This is a genomic window from Amycolatopsis sp. NPDC051371 (genome assembly GCF_040682155.1).
Taxonomy (GTDB): domain Bacteria; phylum Actinomycetota; class Actinomycetes; order Mycobacteriales; family Pseudonocardiaceae; genus Amycolatopsis.
Map to the genome: position 1 here is coordinate 54,608 of NZ_JBFBAG010000012.1, position 26,839 is coordinate 81,446.

The window sequence follows — 26,839 nt, forward strand, 5'->3', positions numbered from 1 at the left end:
TTCTGACCTGATCATGATCACCTGCCAAGGGGCCGCCGGGCGCGCCGGCGGCCCCGGCCGTTCACCGCCGCCGCAGCCGCGGTGCCACGACCGCGCCGGCCATCAGCACGAGAGCGCCGCCGAGCACGAACGGCACTACCGGGACGTCGCCGGGGTCCGCGGCGGGAACGGCGCGCTCGCGGCCGCCGTAGCCGCCGCCCGCGCCGTCGCGGTCGTAGGCCGAGCCCGGCAGCTTGTCCGCGTACCGCTGGTGCAGCGCCGCGCGGTAGTCGCGCACGCTCAGCTTCGTGCCCGCGGCCAGGCCGGTGACCGAGCCGTCCAGCACGGTCACGTCGTCGCCGTGCACGGCGTACCACGCGTTGACCTGCGGTTCGTGCAGGAGGTAACCGCCGGCCGCGGCCTCGGCGTACTTCCGCTCGTAGTCACCGGACGCGACGTTGACGACGGTCCAGGCCGCGCCCTGCCGCTCGGCCCAGACCGTCGCCGTGGTGCCGTCGCCGGTCCGCGCCGGCACCGCGACGTAGGCGAGCGCGGCCGGGACGTCCGAAGTCCCGGCGACGAATCCCGCCGTCGGCTCGTAGACCGCGACCTGGGTGCGCGGGTCGGCGTTCGCCGTCTGCGCCGCGGCCGCCGCGTGGGCACCCGGGAACTTCGTCGCCGCGAGCCGGTCGAGGGTGGCCCGGCCGCCGGTGACCTGGCCGATCGCGGCGGTGTCGGCCGCGGTCGGGGTGCCGGCGGGCCCGGTGGCCGCGCCCGCGGCGCCGGTGGTGGCGAGCATCGCGGCGCCGGCCAGCACGGCCGCGCCCATCGCCTTCTTCAGCACGCTCATCCCTCGATCCCGTACAGCGTGTGCGTCCACTGGAACTGGTTGTTCGAGCGGTAGGTGTCGTAGTTCATCGAGTTGTAGCGGCTGTTGTCCGGCCACGGATCGCCGTATTCCACGCGGGTCGCGCCGCTCGAGTTGTCGTAGCCGTAGAGGACGTGCATGTGGCCGCCGCCCGAACGCCAGCCGATGCGGGTGCCGATCGGCCGGCCCGCGTCGATCTGGTTCTCGATGGTGGTGAAGGAAAGGACCTGCCCGTTCGAGTTGTAGGACCCGACGTTCGAGAAGCCGAGCCACCGGAACACCCGCTGCTGGTCGGACAGGTAGCCCTGGTTGTTCGCGCAGTCGCTGCCGGATTCGTTGTGGGCGATCTGGCAGAACCGCGTCTGGGAAAGCGAGTATCCCCAGAAGTCGGCGATCGTGTTGCCGCTCGCGTCCCAGCACCACTGGTCCTTCTGCTGGGCCTGCATGCTGATGCCGAGGTCGCTCCGCGCGGCGGCCGCGGCGGCGGGCGCCTGCAGCGCGACGACGGCGGCCGCGGCGGCCGAAACCGCCGCGAGTCCACGTAGGACTCCTGAAGTGGTTTTCACGAAATTGTCCTCCAGCCGGTGACGATTCGACGTGGTGGCACGGAATACTCCGCGCACCACCGTCGGCCCGGTACCTACTAAGGGAGGATCACGTTGGGAGGAAACGGTTCTCGGCGGATCCCGGCATTTCCCGGGTGCCGGATTCCGGCATCGGCTCCGGCCCGCCGGACGGATTCCGGCGGGCCGGGGCGCGAGTGGGTCAGCCGACCGTCGCCGTGCCGAGGGTGGCGTCCTGGTCCGGCGGGTCGACGTCGAACTCGCCGAGGCTGCTGTCCGTGGCGACGGGGGTGGTCGCGCTTTCCCTGGGCCCGGAATTTGTCACGCGCCGGTGCGTGACGGCATTTTTTTGTGACGCGCACAGTCGGACGTGCCAATTTCCGGCTCGCGGGCACTCATCCGCATCAGCACCGCGAGAGCGCGGGTGTAGTGGCTGTGTAGGGGCCGCGCGCAGGGTCGTCCCCCATCGGAACCCGTCCACTGAGGGAGACACCCATGCGCAGCATCTACCCGGCGGCGGCGATCGCGACCGCCCTGCTCTTCGGCGGCGCGACCGTCGCCACGGCCGCCCCCGCGCCCGCCGACGTCTACGCGGAGGTGACGGCCGCCGACATCGCCGACCCGGGCGCGGTGATCGTCGACTCGCCCGCCGAACTGGCCGCCGCCCGCACCGCGGCGCAGGCGATCGCCTGGTACTCGAGCCGCAACGGCAGCACGGCGTACCAGGGCTACTGCGAGAAGGCGGCCCGCCTGTCGTGGAACCGCACGACCCACCACGCGAGCGCGATCGAGCACTGGCGGTCCTCGGACGGCGCCCGCCACACGACGGGCACCCCGCCGCGGGGCGCGTTCGTGTTCTGGAACATCTCGGCGTACGGCCACGTGGGCATCGCGGACGGCAGCGGCGGCGTCTGGGCGACGAGCGTGAACGGCGCGATCGGCCACGCGCGGCAGGGCTACTTCGGCAGCTACCTGGGCTGGAAGCCGGGCAACAGCAACTGATCCGGCGTGGGGTGGGCCGGCCGGGGCGGGCAGTGCGCCCGGCCGGCCACCCCCAGTTCCAGGGAATGAGATCCGCGCTCGATCACACGAGTTCCGGCCTCGATCACGCGACTTCCGGCTCCGATCACGCAAGTCCCGGCCTCGATCACGCGAGTCCCGGCTCCGATCACGCGAACGTCATTCAATTTCGCGCGGCCGCCGAAGGAATCCTTCTTCGCTGCGCCTGCTCCAGCAACTCCAGCCCCGTCGTTTCCCCCTGCCGGTTCCCGGTCTCCCGGAAAACCCGCAACGCGCGATCGCACACCCCGCGCGCCTGCGTCCGCTCGCCCGCCGCAAGCAGCGTTTGTCCGATTCCCAGCAGCGCGTACGCGCTGCACCGCTCGTCGGCGAGTTCCTCGAGGATGCTCAACGCCAACCGCAAGCACGCCAACGACTCCGGCAACGCTCCCTTGTCCCGGTGCAGCGTGCCCAGCTCCGTGAGGACCTTCGCCTCGCGGTGCGGATCCTCGATCTCGCGCGCCAGCTCACGCGCCTGGCGCAGCCAGGAATCCGCCTCCGCGAACGAACCCATCGACGCATACGTGGTGCCCAAGGAATTCCGCACCTGCGCGACACCTCGGCGATCCCCGGCTCGCTCCAGACCCGCCAGGGCCCGGCGGTAGAACCCGAGTGCCTCCCGGGGCCGGTCGCGGACCCGCGCCACCGTCCCGAGTCCCGCCACCGCGAGCGCCTCACCGCGGACGTCCCCGAGCGAGGAGAACAGCGAAGCCGACCGCTCCATGTCACTCACGGCCGCCGCGTACTCGTCGTGGTAGAGACGGACTTGGCCGAGGCCTCGGTACAGGACCGCCGCTCCCGCACCGTTTCCCGCCGCCTCGACCGCCGCCAGGGCCGTCAGGTGGCTGCGGCGCCAGTCGTCGTACGCGCCGCGCAGGTCGTAGAACGGGACCGCCGTCGCCGTCAGCTGCCAGGCCAGCTCATGCAGGCCCGCGTCCGCGGCCAGCTGGACCGCGGCCGCCAGCAGCTTGCGTTCCGCGGTGAACCAGCCCAGCGGGTCGGGCACCAGCCCGGCCGTGGCCACCGGCGCCCCGACGGACGGCCCGGTCATCGCGCCGAACGCCGGGGGCAGGCCCGCCGCGGCCGTCTTCGCCAAGGCCAGCAACACCGTGAGCACCCGGGCGAGGGTTTCGGGCTGCGAAGGATCCGCCGCCAGGAGCTCCGCCGCGTAGCACCGCAGCAGATCGTGCAGCCGGTAGCGAGGATTCCCGCCGGAATCCCGCCCGGCCAAGGAAACGAGGTTCGCGTCGACGAGCACGTCGAGCACCTCGTGCGCGCCGTCGCGGTCCAGCAGCGCGTCGACCACCCAGCTCGGGAAGTCCTGCGCGCCCAGCACCGCCGAGCGGCAGAACGCCGTCCGCGCGTCCGCCGGCAGCTGCCGCAGGCTCAGCTCGAAGCTCGGCCGGACCCCGAGATCGCCGACGCGCAGTTCGCTCAGCCGGCTCGACTCGTCGGCGAGCCGGTCGTGCAGCGTCCGCAGGCTCCACGCCTGCCGCCCGGCAAGCCGCGCGCCCGCGATCCTGATGGCCAACGGCAAGTAGCCGCAGCAGCGGACAATCGCCGCCGCCTCGGCCGGCTCGCCGACGACCCGGTCGACGCCCGCGACCCCGGCCAGCAGCCGCGAAGCCTCGTCTTCGCCGAACACCGTCAGCTCGACGTGCTTCGCGCCCGCCAGTTCCGGCAGCCGCCCGCGGGTCGTCACCAGCACCGCGCACCCCGCGTCCCCGGGCAGCAGCGGGCGGACCTGCGCGGCGGTCGCGGCGTCGTCGAGCACCAGCAGCACCCGCCGCCCGGCCAGCCGCGAGCGGAACAGCGCGGCCCGCTGGCCGAGCCCCGCGGGGACGGTGTTCCCGGTGACGCCCAGGGCGTGCAGGAAGTCGGCGAGCACCTCGGCCGGGTCGCGCGGAATGCCGGTGCCGGCGAGGTCGACGTACAGCTGCCCGTCGGGAAACCGGTCCGCGACGCGGTGGGCGACGTGCATGGCCAGCGCCGTCTTGCCGGTCCCGGGCGCCCCGGTCAGCACGACCGCCGCCGGGCCCAAAGCCCTTTCCAGGTCCCGGACGTACTCCGAGCGGCCGGTGAAGTCGGGCAGGTCCGCGGGAAGCTGGCGCAGCGGCGGCGGAACCCCCGGCGGCGCCGCGACCGGTTCGCCCGCGAGGATCGCGGCCTGGACCGCCCGCAGCTCCGGCCCGGGTTCGACGCCCAGCTCGGTGACCAGCCGCTCCCGCGCCGTCGAGTACGCCTGCAGCGCTTCCGCCCGCCGGCCGGCGCCGGTGAGCGCGAGCAGGTACTGCTGCCAGAGCCGTTCCCGGTAGGGGTGTTCGGCCAGCAGCACGGTGAGCTCGGCGATCGCCGCGTCGTGCCTTCCCAGCCGCACCTGCAGCGAAAGCCGCTCCTCGACGGCGGCCAGCCGGTTCTCGACGAGCCGCCCGAGCTCGGCGTCCCACGCCGGCGCGGTCGGCAGGTCCTCGAGGGGATCGCCGCGCCACAGCGACTCCGCCTCGGCGAGCAACTCCAGTGCCGATTCGGGCGCGCCCGCCCGCGTCGCGTCGGCGACGAGCCGGGTGAACCGCCGCGCGTCGACCGTTTCGGTGTCGACGACCAGCGAGTAGCCCGGGCCGTGCGTGCGCAGGACGGGCCCCTCCGGCAGCAGCCGGCGCAGCCGCCACACGTAGGTCTGCAGGTTGGCGGCGGCGGACGTCGGCGGGTCGCCGGGCCAGATCGTGTCGACGAGCTGGCCGGGCGTGACCGTCCGGTTCGCGTTGAGCAGCAGGTGCGCCAGCAGGACCCGCTGCTTCGCCCCGCCGAGCGGCACCGGCCGGCCGTCTGCCGTCACGACCAGCGGTCCGAGCAGGTGGAACCGCACTTCAGGACCCATCGAGCACCCCGTTCCCGCGACCGCCCCCAGGCGGAACAAGCAGCGGGACTGTAGCCGGACGACACCGCGACCCGTGACGGAATCGCGCACATTCGAGACAGGGCGCCAGAACATGTCACCGGATGGGCCGGACGGCCCACGACGAAAGTCGCGTTTTGGATCAACCGACTATCGGCGGGTTACGGAGATTCACCCACAGCAGTGACGGTAGGCACGTCCTTCACTACACGTCACCGCGAGACTTCGGTCCGCGGCGGGAGGTTGATCGTAAAGTGCGTATCGCGCGAACCGGCGTAGTCGTCTCCGGTGTTTTGCTCTCGGCACTCGCGGCCGCGGCGCCGTCCCTGGCCGCCCAGCCGGCCATCATCGACGGCAGCAATGCCGGCTCGCTCCACTCGGCGGCCCGGATGTTCGCCGGTGGCCAGGAGATCTGCTCGGCGACGATCATCGCGCCCGACTGGATCCTCACCGCCCGCCACTGCACGCAGGGCGCCGACGGCCAGCCGATCAGCTTCCACGTCGGCGACCTGGACCAGACGAAGGGCACCACGGTCAACGCCACCTCCGTGCACGAGGCGCCGGACTCGGACCTCTCGCTGGTGCAGATCGACCAGCAGGTGCAGACCGAGTACGCGCCGCTGGGCAGCGAAGGCGACGTCAAGGTGGGCGACCAGGCCGAGGTCTACGGCTGGGGCGCGACCTGCACCGACAAGCCCGAGATCGAGTGCCAGTCGCAGCTGCTGAAGGTCGCGAAGGTCAGCGTCAGCTCGATCGACTGCCCGGACGGCGCGGCCGGCGTCTCGGTGTGCGCGAACCGCGGCGACGGCATCACGGCGGGCGGCGACTCCGGCGGTCCGATGTACGCCAACGGCAAGCAGGTCGGCGTGGCCTCGACGAGCGACCGCCAGTCCTACACGGCCTACATCAACATCACCAAGTACCGCGACTGGATCTCCGCCACCGCGGGCGTCTGAGCCTTCCGGCCGCCCCCGCCGCGCCGGAGCGGCGGGGGCGGACGTTCAGCTGACCCAGAACGAGCGGATGCGGCCGTCCCAGTCCTCGGGGAAGCAGTACCGAATGTCGTCACAGCCGTGGACCGCGTTGTCGGTGACGAGCTTCGACGAGCCGGTGAAGCCGATGCCGTCGAACACCCGCACGCGGCAGCCCGAGCCCGGGCGGATGTAGATCGAGCTGATCGTCCGGTCCATCAACGCGCCGTTGTTCTGGTAGAAGGCGTCCCGCAGGTCACCGTCGGAGGCTTCGTGCGGACTGTCCGCGGCGGTACACGTGGTGCGGCCGTAGACATTGGTGTAGTTCCGGAACCCCTGATCTCCCAAGTAGCTGACACTCTTGAACACGGTGACCACCGGAGCGAGCGCCGCCGCGGCTTCGTAGCTCATGAGCCCGTGCGCGGTGGCGAAGCACGTTCCGCGCCGCCGGCCAGGTCGACGTCGCAGAACGGCTTCGCGGCCGACGCCGCCGGCGCCCCGGCGAGCACGATCCCCGCCGCTGCCGTCAAGGCGAAGAATCCGGCCATGAGTCTCTTCGAGAACTTCATCGGTACCCTCCCGAGCCGACGTGAGCCTGGTGCCCACGCGGCAGGTATACCGAGCCACGGTGTCCCGCGGGCGGTTCTGTCCGGTGCCGGACAGCGCCCGGTGCTGGACATCGCCCGACGAGTGAGTGTACAGTCACTCACATGACGAAACGCGGTGCCACCCTCTCCACCTCCGACGCCCGGCGGGACGTCGTCGTCGACGCCGCCATCGCCGAGTTCGCCCGGGGCGGGTACCACAGCACGCCGATCAGTGCCGTGGCCGCGAAGGCCGACATCTCCCCCGCCTACGTCTTCAAGTTGTTCCCCGGCAAGGTTTCCCTCTTCGTCGCCGCGCTCGACCGGTGCTTCGAACTCGTCGCGCACGCGCTGTCGAACGGGGCTGCCCGCACCGAAAGCACCGACCCGGAGAAGATCCTCGACGAGATGGGCGGCGCGTACGCCGAGCTCATCGCCGACCGGAACCTGCTCATGCTGCAGGTGCACGCCCAGTCGGCCGCCGACACCCCCGAGATCGCCGACGCCGTGCGGCGCGGCCTGGCGAAAGTCACTGAACTCGCCCTCGAGCGGTCCGGCGCCGGCGGCGAGCAGGTCCAGCGCTTCATCGCCTACGGCCAGCTCTGCCACCTCATCGCCACCCTCGACCTCGACGAGGACGCCGGCGACTGGGCCGCCGTGCTCACCGCCGGCATCCGCCACCCCGGCAAGAACTGAACCCGCCCCCCGAAGTCTCTTTTTGATGCCCGTCGAGTGATTGACCAGTCACTCACACTCTGGAAGGAACGCACCATGACCACCACCACCGAAATCGTCCTGCCCGGTCTCGTCGAGCCGGACGGCCTGCGCGTCGAGCACCGCGAGCTGCCCCGACCCGGCGCCGGCGAAGCACTGGTCCGCGTCGAGGCGAGCGGGATCTCGTTCGCCGAGCAGCAGATGCGCCGCGGGAAGTACTACGACCAGCCGCCGTTCCCCTTCGTGCCCGGCTACGACATCGTCGGCACGGTCCTCGAAGCCGCGGACCCCACCCTGGTCGGGCGTCGCGTGGCCGCCATGACCAAGATCGGCGGCTGGAGCAGCCACCTCGTCGTCCCCGCCGCCGACCTCGTCCCGGTACCCGACGCGCTGGACGCGGCCGACGCCGAGACGTTCGTGGTCAACGGCATCACGGCGTACCAGATGCTGCACCGGAAAGCGCGCGTCAAGGCCGGCGGCACGATCCTCGTCCACGGCGCGAGCGGCGGCGTCGGCACCACGCTCGTGCAGCTCGCCCTGGCCGCCGGGATCAAGGTGATCGGGACCGCCTCGGCGCGGAACCTGGACGCCGTCACCGCGCTCGGCGCGACCGCCCTCGACTACCGCGGCGACGTGCCGGCCCAGGTCCGGGCGCTGGCACCCGGCGGGGTCGACGCCGTCTTCGACCACGTCGGCGGCCCCGGCATCGTCGACTCGTTCCGGCTGCTCGCGCCCGGCGGGACGCTGGTCGCCTACGGCAGCGCGTCCACGAAGGACACCGGCGGCAACCCGAAGCCCGCCGTGCTGAAGCTGGTCGCCCGGCTGCTGTGGTGGAACGCGCTGCCCAACCGGCGCCGCACGCACTTCTACAACGTCTGGGGCGGCAAGCGGAACCTCACCCGGTTCCGCGCGCGCCTCGCCGAGGACCTGACGGCCGTCTTCGACCTGGCGGCGAAGGGACAGCTCAAGGCGCAGGTGGCGGCGCGGATCCCGCTGACCGAAGCCGCGAAAGCCTTGACGCTGGCCGAATCCGGGACCGTCACCGGCAAGGTCGTGCTCGTCCCCTGAACGCACCGAAGGCCACCACGGCGAACGTGGTGGCCTTCGGGCGTGGGTGTCAGTCCGTGCCGAACTCCATCGCGGCGCTGTCGAGCAGCTCGACGTCGTCGGTCTTGCCGCGCGAGGCGATCACCTGGGCGCCGCCCTCGGGCATCGCGCCGATGAGGCCGGTCGACGCCGCCTGGGCCGCGCCGATCAGCTTCGGGTGCGAGTTGCCGCCGACCATGCCGATGCTCGCGTACTGCTCGAGTTTGGCCCGCGAGTCCGCGATGTCGAGGTTGCGCATGGTCAGCTGGCCGATCCGGTCGACCGGGCCGAACGCCGAGTCCTCGGTCCGCTCCATCGACAGCTTGTCCGGGTGGTAGCTGAACGCCGGCCCGGTCGTGTCCATGATGGAGTAGTCCTCGCCGCGGCGCAGCCGCAGCGTGACCTCGCCGGTGATCGCGGTGCCGACCCAGCGCTGCAGCGACTCGCGCAGCATCATCGCCTGCGGGTCCAGCCAGCGGCCTTCGTACATCAGCCTGCCGAGCTGCCGCCCGTGGTTGTGGTAGCTGGCGAGGGTGTCCTCGTTGTGGATGGCGTTGACGAGCCGTTCGTAGGCCGCGTGCAGCAGGGCCATGCCGGGCGCCTCGTAGATGCCGCGGCTCTTGGCCTCGATGATCCGGTTCTCGATCTGGTCGGACATGCCCAGGCCGTGGCGGCCGCCGATGGCGTTGGCCTCCAGCACCAGGTCGACGGCGGAGGCGAACTCCTTGCCGTTGATCGTCACCGGCCGGCCCTGCTCGAAGCCGATCGTGACGTCCTCGGGGGCGATCTCCACGTCAGCGTCCCAGAACGCCACGCCCATGATGGGCTTGACGATCTCGATGCCGGTGTCCAGGTGCTCCAAGGACTTCGCCTCGTGCGTGGCGCCCCAGATGTTGGCGTCGGTCGAGTAGGCCTTCTCGGTGCTGTCGCGGTAGGGCAGGTCGTGGGCCAGCAGCCACTCCGACATCTCCTTGCGGCCGCCGAGCTCGGTGACGAAGTCCGCGTCGAGCCACGGCTTGTAGACGCGCAGGGAGGGGTTGGCCAGCAGGCCGTAGCGGTAGAACCGCTCGATGTCGTTGCCCTTGTAGGTGGAGCCGTCGCCCCAGATCTGGACGTCGTCCTCGAGCATGGCGCGCACCAGCAGCGTGCCGGTGACCGCGCGGCCGAGCGGGGTGGTGTTGAAGTAGCTGCGGCCGCCGGTGCGGATGTGGAAAGCCCCGCAGGTCAGCGCCGCGAGCCCCTCCTCGACAAGGGCTTCCTTGCAGTCGACCAGCCGCGCGAGCTCGGCGCCGTACTGCCCGGCCCGCCCGGGCACCGACTCGATGTCGGGTTCGTCGTACTGGCCGATGTCGGCGGTGTAGGTGCAGGGGACCGCGCCTTTGTCGCGCATCCACGCGACCGCTACGGAAGTGTCGAGGCCACCGGAGAAGGCGATACCGACACGCTCGCCGACGGGCAGGGAAGTGAGCACCTTGGACATGCGAATGATTATGCACGCCCATGCATCGTCGTGCAATCCGGGGGTGCCCGGGCTCACGAAAACGCGTTGACGTGCGTGGTTCGGTGATCACATGGGCCGGATGCACGCCGACGAGCACGCCATCGACACCGACCTCGTCGGGCGGCTGGTGCGCGGGCAGTTCCCGGCGTGGGCCGGCCTGCCGGTCACTCCCCTGGCCTCCGGCGGCACGGTCAACGCCGTGTACCGCCTGGGTGACGACCTGACGGTCCGGCTCCCGCTGACCGCGGGCGGCGCCGGTGACATCACGAAGGAAGCGCGGGCCCTCACCTCGCTCGCCGGGCTGCCGGCGGCGGTCCCGGCCGTCGTCGCCGTGGGCGAACCGGCCGAGGGGTATCCGTGGCCGTGGGCGGTGCACGGCTGGCTCGACGGCGAACCGGCGCTCGAAGGCCGGGACGCACCGGCCCGCGACCTGGCGGAGTTCGTGCGCGCACTGCGGGCGCGCCCGGCGGACGGTCCGCCGGCCTTCCGCGGACAGCCGCTGTCCACGATGGACACGGCCACCCGCCGGGCGATCGAGGAGCTGAGCCGCACCGACGAGCCGTTCGACGCGGCGGCGGCCCTCGCCTGCTGGGCGGTGGCGCTCGATGCTCCACAATGGACCGGGCCGCCGAGCTGGGTGCACGCGGACCTGATGCCGAGCAACCTCCTGCTGCGCGATGGCCGCCTGAGCGGTGTCCTCGACTGGGCCACCGCCGGAGTCGGCGATCCGGCGTGCGACCTGATCCCCGCGTGGAACCTGCTGTCCGGGACCGCGCGAGAGGTGTTCCGCGACCACGTCGGTGCCGACGACGCGACGTGGGCGCGCGGCCGCGGCCGTGCGCTGTCGATGGCGGTGATCCAGCTGCCGTACTACCGGCACACGAACCCGGTCATCTCGGCCAACGCCCGTTACGTGCTCACGGAGCTGGAGTGCGTCCCGGCTCCGTGAGCACGCCGGATCAGCTCGGCAGGAGCGCCGGGGCCGCGAGGCGGGTGGCGTTCGCCGCCGCGTCGTCCGGGGCTTCCTGTGCCGAGCGCTCCGCTTCCACCCGCGCGAGGTAGTTCGCCACCTCGCGATCGGTCCGGTACGCATCCCAGCCCAGCAGCGGGGCGATCAGCCCGGCGACCACCGGGGCCGCCGCCACACCGCGGTCGCGTTCCTCGATCGAGATCCGCGTCCGCCGGGTCAGGACGTCCTCCAGGTGCAGTGCGCCCTCGTGCGAAACCGCGTACACCGCCTCCACGCGGAGGTACTCCGAGGTCTCCGTGATCGGTTCACCGAGCGAGGGCTGCTCCTTGATCAGCTCGACCAGGTTCCAGATCCGCGTGCCGTACCGCTGCAGCAGGTGCTCGACGCGCGGCAGGGGCAGCCCCGTCTTCGCAGCCACCGAAAAACGGTCGGCCCACAGCTCGTGGTACCCCTCGGCGCCGACGATCGGCAGCCCGTCGGTCCACGACGGCGGGGCGGGGCGGCCGAGCTCCTCGACCACGACGTCGACCGCGTCCGCGGCCATCACCCGGTACGTCGTGTACTTGCCGCCGGCCACGATCACCAGTCCCGGCACCGGGTGTGCCACCGCGTGCTCCCGCGACAGCTTCGTCGTCGCGGCCGCCTTCGCCGCGAGCAGCGGACGCAGACCCGCGTAGACGCCCTCGATGTCGTCGTGCGTCACGGGGGTGCGCAGGACGGCGTTGAGGTGCTCCAGCACGTAGTCGACGTCCGCGCGGCTCGCCGCCGGGTGCTCGCGGTCGAGGTCCCACTCGGTGTCGGTGGTGCCGACGATCCAGTGCCGGCCCCACGGGATCACGAAGAGCACGCTCTTCTCGGTGCGCAGGATCAGCCCGGTGTCGAGGTCGATCTTCTCCCGCGGCACCACGAGGTGAATGCCCTTCGACGCGCGCACGGTGAACGGCGCCGGGATCCCGGCCGCCTCCGCCATGTCGTCGCTCCACACACCCGTCGCCGCGACCACGATGCGAGCCCGCACCTCGATCTCGGCGCCGCTCTCGCGGTCGACGACCTTCGCGCCGACCACCCGCTCACCGTCGCGAAGCAGCGACGTCACCCGAGCCCGCGTCAGCACCGAAGCGCCCTGTTCGGCGGCCGTCCGCGCGATCGTCATCGTGTGGCGGGCGTCGTCGACCTGGGCGTCGTAGTACTGGATCGCGCCGATCAGCGCGTCGTCGGCCAGGCCGGGCGCCACCTTGGCGGCGCCGCGCTTGGACAGGTGCCGGTGCCGCGGCAGCGCCCGGGCACCGCCGAGCGTGTCGTACAACGTGACGCCGGCGCCGATGTAGCCGCGCTCCCACACCCGGTGCTTCAGCGGCACCAGGAACTTGACCGGCCGCACCAGGTGCGGGGCCAGCTTCTGCAGCAGCAGCCCGCGTTCCCTGAGCGCTTCGCGCACCAGCTTGAAGTCCAGCTGCTCCAGGTAGCGCAAGCCACCGTGGATCAGCTTGGACGACCGGCTGGACGTGCCGGCGGCGAAGTCGCGGGCCTCGACCAGCGCGACGGACAACCCGCGCGACGCCGCGTCGAGCGCGACGCCGGCGCCGGTCACTCCCCCGCCGACGACCAGGACGTCGACCTCTTCGCGCACCAGCTTCCGCAGTGTCTCCGCACGGTACTGCGGCGAAAGTGCTGTCACGGTGTTCCTCCTCGTCATCTCCGGGCCCGTCATCTCACGGCCTCACTGCACGTCGACCCAGTCGAGCGTGCGGCCGACGGCCTTCTGCCAGCCCGCGTAGCCCTCGGCGCGCTGCTCTTCCGTCGCCGACGGCTGCCAGCGCTTGTCCTCGTTCCAGTTCTGCTCGAGCTCGTCGGTCGACTTCCAGAAGCCGACGGCCAGGCCGGCCGCGTAGGCGGCCCCGAGCGCGGTGGTCTCCGCGACGACCGGCTTCGACACCGGGACGCCGAGGATGTCCGCCTGCAGCTGCATGCACAGCTCGTTGGCGGTGACGCCACCGTCCACGCGCAACACGTCGAGGGTCACGCCGGAGTCGTTCTGCATGGCCTCGACGACGTCGCGGGTCTGGTAGCAGATCGCTTCCAGGGTCGCCCGCGCGAGATGAGCGTTGGTCGTGGCGCGGGTGAGCCCGACGATCGCGCCGCGGGCGTCCGAACGCCAGTACGGCGCGAAGAGGCCGGAGAACGCGGGGACGAAGTAGATGCCGCCGTTGTCCTCGACCTGGCGGGCGAGGCTTTCGCTCTGCGACGCGCCGCTGATGATGCCGAGCTGGTCGCGCAGCCACTGCACGGCCGACCCGGTGACGGCGATCGAGCCTTCGAGCGCGTAGACGGGCTTCTCGTCGCCGAACTGGTAGCACAGCGTCGTCAGCAGGCCGTGCTTCGAGCGGACCAGCTCGTGGCCGGTGTTGAGCAGCAGGAAGTTGCCGGTGCCGTAGGTGTTCTTGGCTTCGCCGGGCCGGAAGCAGACTTGCCCGACGGTCGCCGCCTGCTGGTCGCCGAGGACGCCGGTGAGCGCGACCTCGCCGCCGAGCGGGCCGTCGGCGCGGGTGGTCCCGAAGAAGCCGGGGTTCGACGACGGCCGGATCGCGGGCAGCATCTGCCTCGGAACGTTGAAGAACGACAGCAGCTCGTCGTCCCAGTCGAGCGTTTCGAGGTCCATCAGCATGGTGCGGGACGCGTTGGTCGGGTCGGTGACGTGGACGCCGCCGTCGATCCCGCCGGTGAGGTTCCAGATGAGCCACGAGTCGGTGGTGCCGAAGAGCGCGTCGCCCTTCTCGGCGTCCTCGCGCACGCCGTCGACGTTTTCGAGGATCCACTGCAGCTTGCCGCCGGAGAAGTACGTCGCGGGCGGCAGACCGGCCTTGCGGCGGATGATGTCACCCTTGCCCTCGCGCTCCAGGGCGGAGGCGATCCGGTCGGTGCGGGTGTCCTGCCAGACGATCGCGTTGTGGTACGGACGTCCGGTGCGGCGGTTCCACACGACGGTGGTCTCACGCTGGTTGGTGATGCCGAGCGCGGCGAGGTCACCGGCGGTCAGGTTGGCCTTGTTGAGCGCGGTGGCGATGACCGAGCGGGTGCGTTCCCAGATTTCGGTGGCGTCGTGCTCGACCCAGCCCGGCTTGGGCAGGATCTGCTCGTGCTCGAGCTGGTGACGGGCGATCTCGTTGCCGCCGTGGTCGAAGATCATGAAGCGGGTGCTGGTGGTGCCCTGGTCGACGGCGCCGACGTAGTCCGGCATGGTGGTGCTCCTTCTCAGGCGGCGGTCTCGAAGTCCTTGGCGGGCATGGCGTCCAGCGGTTCCCCGGCGGGCAGGTACCGCTCGATGAAGAACTTGTAGATCGCGCCGCCGACGACGGCGCCGAGCACCGGTGCCACGATCGGGATCCACCAGTAGGGGAAGCCGTACTGGTCGGACCACGCCGTGTCGTAGCCGGTCAGCCAGGACGCCAGCCGCGGGCCGAAGTCACGGGCCGGGTTGATCGCGTAGCCGGCGTTCGTGCCCCAGGCCATGCCGATCGCGACGACGAGGAACCCGATGACGAGCGGGGCCAGGTTCGCGCCCGGCGAGGTGTTGCGGAGATCGGTGATGGCGAAGATCACCAGGACGAGGATCGCGGTGCCGATGATCTGGTCGCGGAAGGCGCCCCAGTCACCCACCGGGAGCGTGCCGTTACCCGGAAGGGTGGAGAACACGCCCTGGGTCTTGATCGTGAGGCCGGGGTCCTTGGCGTTGAGCACCTCGGTGTAGTTCCAGCGCACGAGCATCGCGGCGAGGAACGCGCCGGCGGTCTGGGCCAGGGCGTAAGGGGCGACCTTGCGCCACTCGAAGCCCTTGAACACCGCGAGGGCGACGGTCACGGCCGGGTTCAGGTGCGCGCCGCTGATCCGCGAAGCGACGTAGACACCGAGCGTGACGCCGAGGCCCCAGGCCCAGGCGATGCTGTCGTGGTCCCCGATGCCCGCGGCGACGACCTGCGCCACCACCCCGCACCCGAACAGGATGAGGATCATCGTCCCCACGAACTCGGCGGCCATCTCGCCGGCGAGCCCGCGGGCCTTGAGGTTTCGCACCATTGCTTTCCTCCACAAAGGACCGTTCTTCCCCCTGGTGGATGAAAGCTAAGTTCGCTGGCCGGGAGGGTCAACGGACAGCGGTCGGCATTGTCGAACGGCCGGAGTGGATGTTCGACATTGTCGAATCAGGGCCGGTCGGGCTAGGGTCGCGGGCGTGCCCGGTCCGATCCAGTCCATCGAGCGCGCCGCCGCGATCCTGCGCTTGCTGGCGCGCGGCTCGGGCCGTCTGGGGGTCGGGGAGATCGCCGACTCGCTGGAACTGGCCAAGGGCACCGCGCACGGGATCCTGCGCACGCTGCAGGGCGTCGGGTTCGTCGAGCAGGACCGCGATTCGGGCAAGTACCAGCTCGGCGCGGCGCTGCTGCACCTGGGCACGAGCTACCTCGACGTCAACGAGCTGCGCTCCCGCGCCATCAACTGGGCCGACGCGCTGGCCTCGCGCAGCGGCGAGGCCGTCCGCATCGGCGCGCCGCTGGAGGGCCGGGTGCTGGTGGTGCACCACGTGTTCCGGCCGGACGACAGCCTGCAGACCCTGGACGTCGGCACCCTGCTGCCGCTGCACGCGACGGCGCTCGGCAAAGTGCTGCTGGCCTACGACACGACTCTCGTGGCATCGTTGCGCACCGGCGAGCCGGAGGCCTACACGCGCCGGACCCTGGTCACCCAGACCGCGATCAAGCGCGCCTGCGGGAAGGTGCGCGAGGCCGGCTGGGCGGTGGAGAACGGCGAAATGATCTCCGGCGAGGCGGGGATCGCCGCGCCGATCCGCGGCCACGGCGGCATCGTGGTCGGCGCGATCGGCGTGTTCGGCGCGGTGGAGCGCATCTGCGAGCCGGACGGCGGCCCGAGCCCTCGCCTGCTCGGCCACGTCCGCGACGCGGCCCGCGCCGTCTCCCGCGACCTGGGCGCGTCCCGATGGTGAAGGGAGGACCATGGTCCAGCGGTACGTGATGTCCATCGACCAGGGCACCACCTCCACCCGGTGCATCCTGTTCGACGCGCGTGGCCGGCTCGTCTCCGTCGTGCAGCGGGAGCACCAGCAGCACTTCCCGCGGCCCGGCTGGGTCGAGCACGACGCCGCCGAGATCTGGCGGAACGTCTCCCGGATCGTCCCCCAAGCCCTGGCCGACGCCGGGGCCACCGCCGAGCAGGTAGTCGGCCTCGGGATCGCCAACCAGCGCGAGACCACCGTCCTGTGGGACCGGCACACCGGCAACCCGATCGGGCGCGCGATCGTCTGGCAGGACACCCGCACCGACGCCATGCTCGAACAGCTCGCCCGCGAGCCGGGCGCCGACCGCGTCCGGCAGCTGTGCGGCCTCCCGCTGGCGACGTACTTCTCCGCGCCGCGCGTCCGCTGGCTGCTCGAACGCACGCCCGGCCTGCGCGAACGCGCCGAACGCGGTGACGTCCTCTTCGGCACCATCGAGAGCTGGCTGATCTGGAACCTCACCGGCGGTGCCGAGGGCGGCGTGCACATCACCGACGTCACCAACGCCTCGCGCACCATGCTGATGAACCTGCGCACGCTTTCGTGGGACGACGAGCTCCTCGACTTCTTCGACGTCCCGCGCGCGATGCTGCCGGAGATCCGGTCGTCGACGGAGGTCTACGGCACGACGTCACGCGTGGTCCCGGGGATCCGGATCGCCGCCGCTTTGGGTGACCAGCAGGCGGCGCTGTTCGGTCAGACGTGCTTCGCGCCCGGTGAGGCGAAGTGCACGTACGGCACCGGAAGCTTCCTGCTGCTCAACACCGGTTCGACGCCTGTGCTGTCGACCCACGGAATGCTCACGACGGTCGGCTTCAAGATCGGCGACGAACCCGCGGTGTACGCGCTCGAGGGGTCGATCGCCGTCACCGGGTCGCTGGTGCAGTGGTTCCGCGACGGCCTGGAGCTGATCGGCAGCGCCCCGGAGATCGAGACGCTCGCCCGGACGGTCGACGACAACGGCGGCTGCTACATCGTGCCCGCGTTCTCCGGGCTCTTCGCACCGCACTGGCACAGCGAGGCCCGCGGCGTGATCGCCGGGCTGACGTCGTACATCACCAAGGGCCACCTGGCGCGGGCGGTCCTCGAGGCGACCGGCTGGCAGACCCGCGAGGTCGTCGACGCCATGAACGCCGACTCCGGCCTGGCCCTGAAGACGCTCAAGGTCGACGGCGGGATGACCGCCGACAACCTGCTGATGCAGTTCGTCGCGGACGTCCTCGACGTGCCGGTGGTCCGTCCGATGGTGGCCGAGACGGTGTCGCTCGGCGCGGCGTACGCAGCGGGGCTGTCCGTCGGGTACTGGCCGGATCTGGAGGGGCTGCGGCGCAACTGGCACCGGGCCGGGCAGTGGCTGCCGGCGATGGACCCGGCCCGCCGGGACACCGAGTACGGCCACTGGCGCCAAGCGGTGGAGCTGACGTTCGGCTGGATGCGTCCCGGCCCGGCCGCGGTCCCGCCTGGGTCCGACCTGGTCGAGGTGCTGCTGGCCGACCACCGCCGGTTCGAGCAGCTGTTCCGGGACCTGCGCAACACCGAGGCCGACCGCCCAGCCCTGGTCGCGGAGCTGGCGGCTCTGCTGGTCGCCCACGCGACGGCGACCGAGCGGATCGTCCGGCCGGACTCCCCGGGCTCGTTCTTCGCCGACGATCTCTTGGCGGTCCTCGAAGCCGACGACTTCGAAAAGGCGTTGCTGCGCTTGGAGAACGTCGTGGACGCCCACGTCCGCGGCGAGGAACGCGGCCTGCTGAACGACCTGCGGCGCACGATGTCCACATCGGACCGAACCGGACTGGGCCGCGCGTTCGTGGCGGAGCGCCGCCGTCAGCTGGACCTCGACTGCGGCAACGCCGACCACATCCGCGACCTCGGCGACCGGCTGACGCTCTAGAGGTACCCCGGAAAGGGTTGCGCACCCAGGAAGACCGCACCCGCGGCGTCGTACATGCCCTCCGTCAGGAACGCGTGCTGGGGCACCACCGCCGCGTCGCGCAGGTGGCGCTGCAGCGGGTGGTCCGCCTCGATCGCCGACGTGCCGCCCAGCGTGTACGCCGCCCGCACCACCTCGAAGCCGACGCGGGCCGCGTGCGCCGCCGCCAGCCGGAGCAGGCTCACCTGGTCCGGCCCGGGTGTGCCCGCCAACGCCGCTTCCCAGGCTTCTTCCGTGGCCTCGTAGAAGAAAGCGCGCACCGAACGGAGATCCGCCTCGGCCTTCGCGAGCGCGATCCGGGCGTACGCGCGGTCGGCGAGCACGGGACCGCCGGTGAGCCCGGCGCGGCCCGCGCCGAACCCGGTCACGTGGTTCAGCGCCGCCCGGGCGATGCCGAGGTTGACCACCGCGAGCACCTGGGAGGCGTAGGCCAGTGTCGGGTAGCGGTAGAGCGGCTCGTCGATCGTGGCGCCGCCGCCGCGGACGAACGTCCACTCCGCCGGCACGACGACGTCGTCCACCCGCAGGTCGTGGCTGCCGGTGCCGCGCATGCCGACCGCGTCCCAGGTGTCGACGACCTCGGCGCGCGCCGCCGGCATCACCGCGGTGCGCGGCCGGCCGGTGCCGCCCGTCCCGATGCCGACGCCGAGGTAGTCGGCGACGAGGCAGCCGCTGGCCAGACGCCACCGCCCGCGGACGCGGAACCCGCCCGGCACCTCTTCGGCCGGCTGCACGGGGAAGAGCGCGCCGGCGAAGACGAGGTCCGGGCCGTCGGCGTAGAGCAGCGCCTGCGTCTCGGGCGGCAAGGCGGCGAGGTAGACGCCCGACGAGCCGAAGCTCGCGACCCACCCGGCGGATCCGTCCACTTCGGACATCCGCTCGACCATCCGGAGGAACTCCGCGGGCGGCAGCGCGTCACCACCGAAACGCTTCGGGGTGGTCGCGCGGTAGAAGCCGGCGAGCCGGAACTTGCCGACGACATCCCGCGGCACGTGCCGCAGCCGGGTGAACTCCCCGGCCCGGCGCGCCACCTCCGCCAGCGCCGCATCGAAAGCCGGCGAGGTCCCCCAGGTGCGCGCCATGTCTCCAGGGTAGGGGGTTGCGAGCAGGAAACGGTGTTCTGGTGAACCGTCATCTTCCGGCGGTGGCGCGCGGTGGGCGCGGCGCGGGTTTCAGGTGGTGAACACTCGTTCATCGCGACCGGCGTCAGGGGCCGGCAAAGTCGGTGGCCGGGTCTGGCTCGGCGGTCATCCGGCGGCATCGGCGGACGCGGTGGCGTCCTGAATGAGTCATTCAGGTCTTGGGAGGTCCTGAATGACTCATTCAAGACCTTTGGCGACCCACGGGCACCCGAGCCGTGACGACTTTGCCGAGACCCCGGCGACCGGCGTGGTGGACGAGTCGTTCACGACGATCTCCGGCACGGATCCGCGCGCGACCTCGCACCTCTCACTCACGGCCGGGTCGGACGGCTGCTCTCCCGCACCACCAGCTCGGCCAACACCGCGCCGCCGCCCGGGGCCGCGAGACCGTCGATCCGGGCGGTGAGCACCGCCACCGTCTGGCGGCCCGCCGCGACGAAGTCCTGGCGGACCGTCGTCAGCGGGGGCGCGAAGTACGCCGCCTCGGGGACGTCGTCGAAGCCGACCACGTGGGCGTCGCGCGGGACCCGCATCCCCGCTTCCGTGAATGCCGCCAGGAGGCCCAGCGCCATGTGGTCGTTGGCCGTGAACACCGCGCACATCCCGGCTTCGACGGCGAGCGACTGCCCGGCCCGGTAGCCGGAGCGGGCCGACCAGTCGCCGCGGACCACCGGGGGCACGTCGGCGCCGTTGCGTTCGAGGGTTTCGCGCCAGCCGCGCTCGCGGGCGCGGGCGATCGGCCCGTCCTCGGGGCCGCCGACGTGCCAGACGGTCGAGTGGCCGATCTCCAGGAGGTGTTCGGTCGCTCTTCGCGCGCCTTCGTACTGGTCGGCGGACGCGGCCGGGACGAGCGGGACGCCGGTGACGGGCGGCAGCTCGGCGGACAGGTGCGGGTCGAGCAGGACAATCCCCGCCACGCCCTGCAGCCGCAGGCCGGCCACCGCGGCCGGCACCGCGGAGTCGCCGTCCCGCGGCACGCTGAAGACGACGAGGGTGTACCCGTGCTCCCGCGCGGCCGCGCGCAGGCCGTTCAGGACCGGTCCCGACGCGGCGGTTCCCGCGGCGATCACGCCGAGTGTGCCCCGCCCAGCCGGTGTGCGGAGGGGACCTGCGTCGTCCACGGGCATGCAGCCGATGTTAACGATCACACCGATGGACGTGAACTTCCTTCACCTTCCATAAATAACGAAACGGTAACGCGCGAGGGGTGCTTTGAACCGGCCTCGCACCACGGCCGTTTCAGCCAGTGCCGGAACCAGTGAAACCAGGCGCGGTTCCCCGATTTCCGCGCCCCGCGGTGGCACTCCCCCGGGTTCCGCGCGTCTCCCACCGGGCACGCAGATTGATTCCGTCGTGCCCGGAAAACCGAAGAAGGTGACCATGCCCCGGAAAACATCCCCCGTCACGGGCAGACATCGCATCACCCGCCGCACCAAGATCGCGACCGGCGGTCTCGCCCTCGCGCTCGCGGTCGGCGGCATCGTCGTCGCGACCACGGCCGGGCGCACCGGCGAGGCCAGCGCCGATCCCGCCGACGCGTCGTTCTTCCTCGACATCGCGAAGGTGCCCTCCGGTGTTAACGTGAACAAAGCGCTGCAGCAGAAGGGCGCGCGCGGCACGTTCACGGTGGACTGCGGGCGCAACGAGAACCAGCACTTCAACCCCGACAACTTCATCGCCCAGCCGGGCATCAAGAACGGTGCCCAGCACCTGCACGACTACGTCGGCAACCTCTCGACGAACGCCGACTCGAACAACAAGAGTCTCGCGAAGGCCGGGACGACGTGCAAGAACGGCGACAAGTCCGCCTACTTCTGGCCCGTCGTCCGGATCGACACCGGTGACGAGGACAAGAACCCGCCCGCCACCCAGCCCGACCGCGCCGGCAGCGCGGCCGACAACGCCGGCAGCCAGGTCGACTGCCCGGACGTCGCGAGCAAGCTCCCCGACGTCCCCGACCAGGCCATGGACGAGGTGAACCGCAACCTCGACCTGCTCGACAAGCAGATCGACGAGGCGAACGCCCGCATCGCGAACGGCGACCTGAAGACCCCGCAGGACATCCAGAACGCCGTCGTCGGCCCGCTGAAGGACAAGCGCGCCGCGACGATCGACCGGATCGCCATCGCCATCGGCCGCCGGGCGGCGAAGCCGACGAACCTGGGCGGGCTCGCGCCCTGCGTCCTCAAGCAGAACGGAAAGGGCGGGCTCGACAACGGCGGTCAGAACAGCACCGGCCAGCCCGCCGAACTGCCCGGCGTCAACGACCAGAACGAGGTCGCGGACAACGACGGCGAGATCCAGCGCGTCCGCTCGGCGACCATCACGTTCACCAGCGGCGGCGCGAACAAGGTCGTCGCGATGCCGCAGTTCCTCCGCATCCTCTACGGCGACGCCAAGCAGAGCACCAACGGCCCGGCCAACGCCCGGCCGAGCTGGACGTGCACCGGGTTCGAGGACCGGCTGACCGACCACTACCCGATCTGCCCGGCGAACAGCAAGGTCGAGCGCATCCACGCCTTCCCGAACTGCTGGGACGGCAAGAACATCGACAGCGCCAACCACCGGACGCACATCGTCTTCGCCGATCAGCAGGGCAAGTGCCCGCAGGGGTTCAAGAACGTGCCGCAGCTGGTGATGAAGCTGGTCTACGACATCCCGCACGACATCCAGGTCAAGGGCCAGTACAAAGTGGACGCCTTCCCCCAGGAGAAGCACAACCCCCGCTCGGACCACGACGACTTCGCGAACGTCATGGGCCAGCGGTTGATGAACCAGGTGGTCAACTGCATCAACACCGGACGGAACTGCAAGCAGTGACGGCTCAGGACGCGGTGACCGAATAGCTGTTCGCGGCGAAGTCCAGTCCACCGGCGGACGAGGTGATCTCGAAGCCGAACTGGACTTCGCCGAGCGTCACGTCGCCGAACCAGCCGCGGGCGCGGATCCAGTTCAGCACCGCCAGCACGTCGACCGTGCCCGCGTTCGTGTTCGAGGTGCGCACGAACGAGAACACCGCGTTCGAGCCGTTCGATCCCTTGTAGACGTCCCAGGTGTGCCCGCCGACCGTCGCGGTGGCCTGCTTGCTCCCGAGCGGGCCCACCGCGCCCTGCTTGTTCATCCACAGCATGGTTTCGTAGGCGTTGTTGTCCGCCCAGATGTCGTAGGCGGTCTCGTAGGCGCCGCTGCCGGGGCGGGTGACGGTGAAGCTGCTCGAGACCTTCCCGAGCGCACTCAGCTTCTTGCCGACGTTCTTCGCCGAATGCGGGTACGACTTCACGCCGCCCGTGTTCGGCTGATCCGACCAGACGCCCCAATTCGAGTACGAATTCGCCCAGATGGTCTGCGGGCCCGCGCCACCGCCCCAGACGTCGTTGCGGACGGTGTAGCCGCCGTTGGACCAGGTCGCCCACTTGTCCGAAGACGACCACGTCGCCGCCGACGCGACACCCGCCGAGGTGGCCACCGAAGCCGCCACAGCAAGGGAAACCACCAGGGAACGCACGACTTTGCGCATGGGCGAGGTCCTCCGTCGGTAAGGGATTCACCAGCACTATGAACGTCCCGTTACCGCCCGGTCAAGCAATTCGAGAACTTCGAAAAAGAAAGGGGCTTTCCCGTCGAACGGGAAAGCCCCTTTCGACACCGAACTCAGGAAGCCGCGCGGCGTTTCGTCCAGATGTCGTACGCCACCGCCGCCAGCAGGACGACGCCCTTGACCAGCATCACCCGCTCGCTCGGCGCGCCGATCAACGACATCCCGTTGTTGATCACGGCCATGATCAGGCCGCCGGTGATCGCGCCGACCACCTTGCCGACACCGCCCTGGACCGCCGCGCCGCCGATGAACGCCGCCGCGATCGCGTCCAGCTCGAAGTTCACGCCGGCCGTCGGGCCCGCCTGGTTGAGCCGGCCCGCGAAGATGATCCCGGCCAGGGCCGCCAGCACGCCCATGTTGACGAAGATCCAGAACGTCACCGACTTGACCTTGACGCCCGAAAGCGTCGCGGCCTGCAGGTTGCCGCCCACGGCGTAGATGTGCCGGCCGAACACCGACTTGCCCGCCACCAGCGAGTAGCCGAGCACCAGCACCGTCAGCAGGATGAGCACCCACGGCAGGTTCTTGAACCGCGCCAGCTGCACGACCAGCGCGAGCACCACGACCGCCACGCCGACGATCTTCAGCACGAAGATCCCGATCGGGTCGACGTCCTGGCCGTAGCCCAGGCGGGCCGAGCGCTTGCGCCACTGGGTGAACGCGATCCCGGCCACCGCGACGACGCCGGCAAGCAGCGACACCAGGTCGGCGCCGCCGAGCGGGCCGAGGCCGATGTTGCCCAGGTAGCCGTCGGTGAAGCCGTTGGACAGCGTGCGGATGGCGTCCGGGAACGGCCCGATGCCCTGGTTGCCCAGCACCGTCAGGGTCAGCGCCCGGAACGCCAGCATCCCCGCCAGCGTCACGATGAACGCCGGGATGCCGAAGTAGGCGACCCAGTAGCCCTGCCACGCGCCGATCACGGCGCCGACGACGAGGGTGACCAGCACCGCCCAGAACCACGGCAGGTGCCAGTTCACCATCAGCACCGCCGACACCGCGCCGGTCATCGCGACGACCGACCCTGCCGACAGGTCGATGTGCCCGGAGATGATCACCAGGATCATCCCGATCGCGAGGATCAGCACGTAGCTGTTCTGCACGATGATGTTGGAGATGTTCTGCGGTTCCAGCAGCGCGCCGCCGGTGAGCACCTCGAACAGGACCACGATCAGCGCGAACGCGACGTAGATGCCGCTCTGGCGCGGGTTGATCGAGATCCGCCGGGCGGAGCGCTCGGCCGGGGGCGCGGCGGGCCGCGCTTCGGTCGTGGTCATTGCCGTTCCTTGGTCATGTACTGCATGAGCAGTTCCTGGGTGGCTTGTTCGCGGGTCGCCTCGCCGGTGATCCGGCCCGCCGAGAGCGCGTAGATCCGGTCGCAGAGCCCGAGCAGCTCCGGCAGCTCGGAGGAGATGACCAGCACGGCCTTCCCCTGCGCGGCCAGCTCGTTGATGATCGTGTAGATCTCGAACTTCGCGCCGACGTCGATGCCGCGGGTCGGCTCGTCGAGGATCAGCACGTCGGGGTCGGTGAAGATCCACTTGGCCAGCACGACCTTCTGCTGGTTGCCGCCGGAGAGCTTCCCGGTCACGCTGCGCACGGTCGGCGCCTTGATCCGCAGGTCGCGGCGGTACCGGGCCGCGGTGTCGTGCTCGGCGTGCTCGTCGACCCAGCCGCGCTTGGCGAGCTTGTCCAGCCCGGCCGCGGACACGTTGCGCTGGATGTCCTCGATCAGGTTGAGCCCGTAGCGCTTGCGGTCTTCGGTGGCGTACGCGATGCCGTGGCGGACGGCGTCGCGCACCGACCGGACGTCGATCTCCTTGCCGTGCTTGAGGATCCGGCCGGAGATGTTCTTGCCGTAGGAGCGCCCGAACACGCTCATCGCGAGCTCGGTGCGGCCCGCGCCCATCAGACCCGCGAGCCCGACGATCTCGCCGCGCCGCAGGGTGAGGTTGGCGCGGTCGACGACGAGCCAGTCGGCCTGGTTGGGGCTGTAGACCGTCCAGTCCTCGATCCGCAGCACCTCCTCGCCGATGTCCGGCTCCCGGGGCGGGAACCGGTGCTCGAGGTCGCGCCCCACCATGCCGGTGATGATCCGCTCCTCCGTCAGGCCTTCGGCGTCGAGCGTTTCGATCGTCTTGCCGTCGCGCAGGATCGTGACGGTGTCGGCGATCGCGGTCACCTCGCCGAGCTTGTGCGAGATGATCACGCACGTGACGCCGTCGTCACGCAGCCCGCGCAGCAGGTCGAGCAGGTGCGCCGAGTCGTCGTCGTTGAGCGCCGCGGTCGGCTCGTCGAGGATGAGCAGCTTGACGTCCTTGGACAACGCCTTCGCGATCTCGACGAGCTGCTGCTTGCCGACCCCGATCTCCTGCACCGCCCTGGTCGGGTTTTCGGCGAGGCCGACGCGCTGCAGCAGCGCGCCGGCCTCGTGGTTGGTCCGGTTCCAGTCGATCCAGCCCCGCTTGTCGCGTTCGTTGCCGAGAAAGATGTTCTCGGCGATCGAGAGCTGCCCGCACAGCGCGAGCTCCTGGTGGATGATCACGATTCCGCGCCGCTCGCTGTCGCGCACCGAACCGAACTCGCACCGCTGCCCGTCGAAGTGGATTTCGCCGTCGTACGTCCCGTGCGGGTAGACGCCGGAAAGCACCTTCATCAAGGTGGACTTCCCGGCGCCGTTCTCGCCGCAGATCGCGTGGATCTCGCCGCTGTTCACCGACAGCGTGACGTCCGACAGCGCCTTCACCCCGGGAAAGGTCTTGGTGATCCCGCGCATGCCGAGCAGTTCGGTCATTTCAGCTGACCTGCCGTGTAGTAGCCGGAGTCGACGAGCTCCTTCTGGTAGTTGGCCTTGTCCACGGTGACCGGCTGCAGCAGGAACGAGGGGACGACCTTCTTGCCGTTGTCGTAGTCCTTGGTGTTGTTGACCTCGGGCTTGCCGCCCTTGAGCACCGCGTCGGCCATCTTCACCGTGGTGTCGGCGAGGATGCGGGTGTCCTTGAAGATCGTCGAGTACTGCTCACCGGCGATGATGGACTTGACCGAGGCGACCTCGGCGTCCTGCCCGGTGACGATCGCGTACGGCTGGCCGGCGGTGCCGTAGCCGTTGCTCTTCAGCGCCGAGAGGATGCCGATCGACAGGCCGTCGTACGGCGAAAGCACGCCCTGGACCTTGGCGCCACCGGTGTAGGTCTTGGTGAGCAGGTCCTCCATGCGCCGCTGCGCGGTGGCCGGGTCCCAGCGCAGGATGGCCGCGCGGGCGAAGTCGGTCTGCCCGCTCTTGACCACCAGCTTGCCGCTGTCCATCAGCGGCTTGAGCACGGACATCGCGCCGTTGAAGAAGAAGGTGGCGTTGTTGTCGTCCGGCGAGCCGGCGAACAGCTCGATGTTGAACGGCCCCGGCCCGTCACCCAGGCCCTTGACCAGCGAGTTCGCCTGCTCGACGCCGACCTTGAAGTTGTCGAAGGTGGCGTAGTAGTCGACGTTCGGTGAATTGCGGATCAGCCGGTCGTAGGCGATGACCGGGATCTTCTTGTCCGCGGCCTCCTGCAGCTGGGTGGTGATGGCGGTGCCGTCGATCGAGGCGATGACCAGGAGCTTGGCGCCCTTGGTGATCTGGTTCTCGATCTGGTTCACCTGGGTGGGGATGTCGTTCTCGGCGTACTGCAGGTCGACCTTGTACCCGAGCTTCTCCAGCGCCGACTTGATGTTGTCGCCGTCGTGGATCCAGCGTTCCGACGACTTGGTCGGCATGGTGACGCCGACCAGTCCGCCGGCCGCGCCGCCGGCGCTGGGTGCTGCGGCCGCCTGGTCGGCGGTCTTCTGGCTCGAACCGCACGCCGACAGCGTGAGCACGAGTCCCGCGGCGGCGATCCCCGCGAGTGTTCTGGTGAACTTCATTGTTCTTTCTTCCTTT

General features: G+C 70.6%; 24 protein-coding genes. 8 read left to right on the forward strand and 16 right to left on the reverse strand.

The window, feature by feature from the left end:
• Nucleotides 1-61: 61 nt before the first annotated feature.
• The 3 genes from AB0M59_RS17110 to AB0M59_RS17120 all read right to left on the reverse strand — a co-directional run bounded on the left by AB0M59_RS17110 (nucleotide 62) and on the right by AB0M59_RS17120 (nucleotide 1,735).
• Complete coding sequence (locus AB0M59_RS17110; protein ID WP_364615621.1) at nucleotides 62-829, reverse strand: hypothetical protein; 768 nt, start codon at nucleotides 827-829, stop codon at nucleotides 62-64.
• Nucleotides 826-1,413, reverse strand: coding sequence for a papain-like cysteine protease family protein (locus tag AB0M59_RS17115; protein WP_364615624.1), 588 nt, complete (start codon nucleotides 1,411-1,413; stop codon nucleotides 826-828). Before AB0M59_RS17115 ends, AB0M59_RS17110 begins: the two co-directional genes overlap by 4 nt.
• A gap of 199 nt (nucleotides 1,414-1,612) precedes the next feature.
• Nucleotides 1,613-1,735 carry a hypothetical protein gene (locus tag AB0M59_RS17120; RefSeq protein WP_364615627.1) on the reverse strand — a complete coding sequence of 41 codons (123 nt, stop codon included), beginning with the start codon at nucleotides 1,733-1,735 and terminating at the stop codon, nucleotides 1,613-1,615.
• A 170-nt stretch (nucleotides 1,736-1,905) separates the two neighbouring features.
• Between AB0M59_RS17120 and AB0M59_RS17125 the strand changes: the two genes are divergently transcribed.
• On the forward strand, nucleotides 1,906-2,412 hold the full coding sequence (locus tag AB0M59_RS17125; protein ID WP_364615630.1) for a hypothetical protein: 507 nt from the start codon (nucleotides 1,906-1,908) through the stop codon (nucleotides 2,410-2,412).
• A gap of 181 nt (nucleotides 2,413-2,593) precedes the next feature.
• Here the strand turns inward: AB0M59_RS17125 and AB0M59_RS17130 are convergent, their stop codons facing one another.
• A complete protein-coding gene (locus AB0M59_RS17130) occupies nucleotides 2,594-5,347 on the reverse strand; it encodes a BTAD domain-containing putative transcriptional regulator (protein WP_364615633.1) in 2,754 nt (917 codons plus the stop codon).
• 272 nt (nucleotides 5,348-5,619) lie between these two features.
• Here AB0M59_RS17130 and AB0M59_RS17135 point away from each other — a divergent pair, with 272 nt between their 5' ends.
• A complete protein-coding gene (locus AB0M59_RS17135) occupies nucleotides 5,620-6,321 on the forward strand; it encodes a trypsin-like serine protease (RefSeq protein WP_364615636.1) in 702 nt (233 codons plus the stop codon).
• Between the two features lie 45 nt (nucleotides 6,322-6,366).
• On the opposite strand, the gene AB0M59_RS17140 is transcribed toward AB0M59_RS17135, so the two are convergent.
• Nucleotides 6,367-6,747 (reverse strand): hypothetical protein, encoded by a 381-nt coding sequence (locus AB0M59_RS17140; RefSeq protein ID WP_364615639.1) that lies wholly within the window; start codon nucleotides 6,745-6,747, stop codon nucleotides 6,367-6,369.
• Entirely contained in the window at nucleotides 6,744-6,905 is a 162-nt protein-coding gene (locus AB0M59_RS17145) for a hypothetical protein (RefSeq protein ID WP_364615642.1), read from the reverse strand. Before AB0M59_RS17145 ends, AB0M59_RS17140 begins: the two co-directional genes overlap by 4 nt.
• Before the next feature lie 141 nt (nucleotides 6,906-7,046).
• Between AB0M59_RS17145 and AB0M59_RS17150 the strand changes: the two genes are divergently transcribed.
• Nucleotides 7,047-7,616, forward strand: a complete 570-nt coding sequence (locus AB0M59_RS17150; protein WP_364615645.1) for a TetR/AcrR family transcriptional regulator — start codon at nucleotides 7,047-7,049, stop codon at nucleotides 7,614-7,616.
• Between the two features lie 75 nt (nucleotides 7,617-7,691).
• Nucleotides 7,692-8,702, forward strand: a complete 1,011-nt coding sequence (locus AB0M59_RS17155; RefSeq protein WP_364615648.1) for a medium chain dehydrogenase/reductase family protein — start codon at nucleotides 7,692-7,694, stop codon at nucleotides 8,700-8,702.
• Between the two features lie 49 nt (nucleotides 8,703-8,751).
• Here AB0M59_RS17155 and argG read toward each other — a convergent pair whose 3' ends face one another.
• Entirely contained in the window at nucleotides 8,752-10,200 is a 1,449-nt protein-coding gene (argG, locus tag AB0M59_RS17160) for an argininosuccinate synthase (RefSeq protein ID WP_364615651.1), read from the reverse strand.
• Nucleotides 10,201-10,291: 91 nt separating this feature from the next.
• On the opposite strand from argG, the gene AB0M59_RS17165 reads away from it, so the two are divergent.
• The gene (locus AB0M59_RS17165; RefSeq protein WP_364615654.1) at nucleotides 10,292-11,170 is read left to right on the forward strand and encodes an aminoglycoside phosphotransferase family protein; all 879 of its coding nucleotides are present in this window, start codon (nucleotides 10,292-10,294) and stop codon (nucleotides 11,168-11,170) included.
• A 10-nt stretch (nucleotides 11,171-11,180) separates the two neighbouring features.
• Here the strand turns inward: AB0M59_RS17165 and glpD are convergent, their stop codons facing one another.
• From glpD to AB0M59_RS17180, 3 genes are read right to left on the reverse strand one after another with little or no spacing between them, the layout of a single operon-like run.
• Complete coding sequence (glpD, locus tag AB0M59_RS17170; protein ID WP_364615657.1) at nucleotides 11,181-12,887, reverse strand: glycerol-3-phosphate dehydrogenase; 1,707 nt, start codon at nucleotides 12,885-12,887, stop codon at nucleotides 11,181-11,183.
• Nucleotides 12,888-12,911: 24 nt separating this feature from the next.
• Nucleotides 12,912-14,429, reverse strand: coding sequence for a glycerol kinase GlpK (gene glpK, locus AB0M59_RS17175; protein WP_364615660.1), 1,518 nt, complete (start codon nucleotides 14,427-14,429; stop codon nucleotides 12,912-12,914).
• A 14-nt stretch (nucleotides 14,430-14,443) separates the two neighbouring features.
• Nucleotides 14,444-15,265, reverse strand: coding sequence for an MIP/aquaporin family protein (locus AB0M59_RS17180; RefSeq protein WP_364615663.1), 822 nt, complete (start codon nucleotides 15,263-15,265; stop codon nucleotides 14,444-14,446).
• Nucleotides 15,266-15,419: 154 nt separating this feature from the next.
• Here AB0M59_RS17180 and AB0M59_RS17185 point away from each other — a divergent pair, with 154 nt between their 5' ends.
• Complete coding sequence (locus AB0M59_RS17185) at nucleotides 15,420-16,187, forward strand: IclR family transcriptional regulator (RefSeq protein ID WP_364615666.1); 768 nt, start codon at nucleotides 15,420-15,422, stop codon at nucleotides 16,185-16,187.
• Between the two features lie 10 nt (nucleotides 16,188-16,197).
• A complete protein-coding gene (gene glpK / locus AB0M59_RS17190) occupies nucleotides 16,198-18,147 on the forward strand; it encodes a glycerol kinase GlpK (protein ID WP_364615669.1) in 1,950 nt (649 codons plus the stop codon).
• On the opposite strand, the gene AB0M59_RS17195 is transcribed toward glpK (AB0M59_RS17190), so the two are convergent.
• A complete protein-coding gene (locus AB0M59_RS17195; protein ID WP_364615672.1) occupies nucleotides 18,144-19,268 on the reverse strand; it encodes an acyl-CoA dehydrogenase family protein in 1,125 nt (374 codons plus the stop codon). The two genes, glpK (AB0M59_RS17190) and AB0M59_RS17195, sit on opposite strands and share 4 nt — an antisense overlap.
• A 371-nt stretch (nucleotides 19,269-19,639) precedes the next feature.
• Nucleotides 19,640-20,455 (reverse strand): substrate-binding domain-containing protein, encoded by an 816-nt coding sequence (locus AB0M59_RS17200; protein ID WP_364615675.1) that lies wholly within the window; start codon nucleotides 20,453-20,455, stop codon nucleotides 19,640-19,642.
• Between the two features lie 253 nt (nucleotides 20,456-20,708).
• Between AB0M59_RS17200 and AB0M59_RS17205 the strand changes: the two genes are divergently transcribed.
• Nucleotides 20,709-22,148 carry a DUF1996 domain-containing protein gene (locus AB0M59_RS17205; RefSeq protein WP_364615678.1) on the forward strand — a complete coding sequence of 480 codons (1,440 nt, stop codon included), beginning with the start codon at nucleotides 20,709-20,711 and terminating at the stop codon, nucleotides 22,146-22,148.
• Between the two features lie 4 nt (nucleotides 22,149-22,152).
• Here the strand turns inward: AB0M59_RS17205 and AB0M59_RS17210 are convergent, their stop codons facing one another.
• The 4 genes from AB0M59_RS17210 to chvE all read right to left on the reverse strand — a co-directional run bounded on the left by AB0M59_RS17210 (nucleotide 22,153) and on the right by chvE (nucleotide 26,823).
• Nucleotides 22,153-22,845, reverse strand: a complete 693-nt coding sequence (locus tag AB0M59_RS17210; protein ID WP_364615681.1) for a hypothetical protein — start codon at nucleotides 22,843-22,845, stop codon at nucleotides 22,153-22,155.
• Nucleotides 22,846-22,979: 134 nt separating this feature from the next.
• Nucleotides 22,980-24,200 carry a multiple monosaccharide ABC transporter permease gene (mmsB, locus tag AB0M59_RS17215; protein WP_364615684.1) on the reverse strand — a complete coding sequence of 407 codons (1,221 nt, stop codon included), beginning with the start codon at nucleotides 24,198-24,200 and terminating at the stop codon, nucleotides 22,980-22,982.
• Nucleotides 24,197-25,717: a multiple monosaccharide ABC transporter ATP-binding protein gene (gene mmsA / locus AB0M59_RS17220; protein ID WP_364615687.1), complete on the reverse strand. Its 1,521-nt coding sequence runs from the start codon at nucleotides 25,715-25,717 to the stop codon at nucleotides 24,197-24,199. The genes mmsB and mmsA overlap by 4 nt, the downstream gene beginning before the upstream one ends.
• Entirely contained in the window at nucleotides 25,714-26,823 is a 1,110-nt protein-coding gene (chvE, locus tag AB0M59_RS17225) for a multiple monosaccharide ABC transporter substrate-binding protein (RefSeq protein WP_364615689.1), read from the reverse strand. The genes mmsA and chvE overlap by 4 nt, the downstream gene beginning before the upstream one ends.
• Nucleotides 26,824-26,839: the final 16 nt, after the last annotated feature.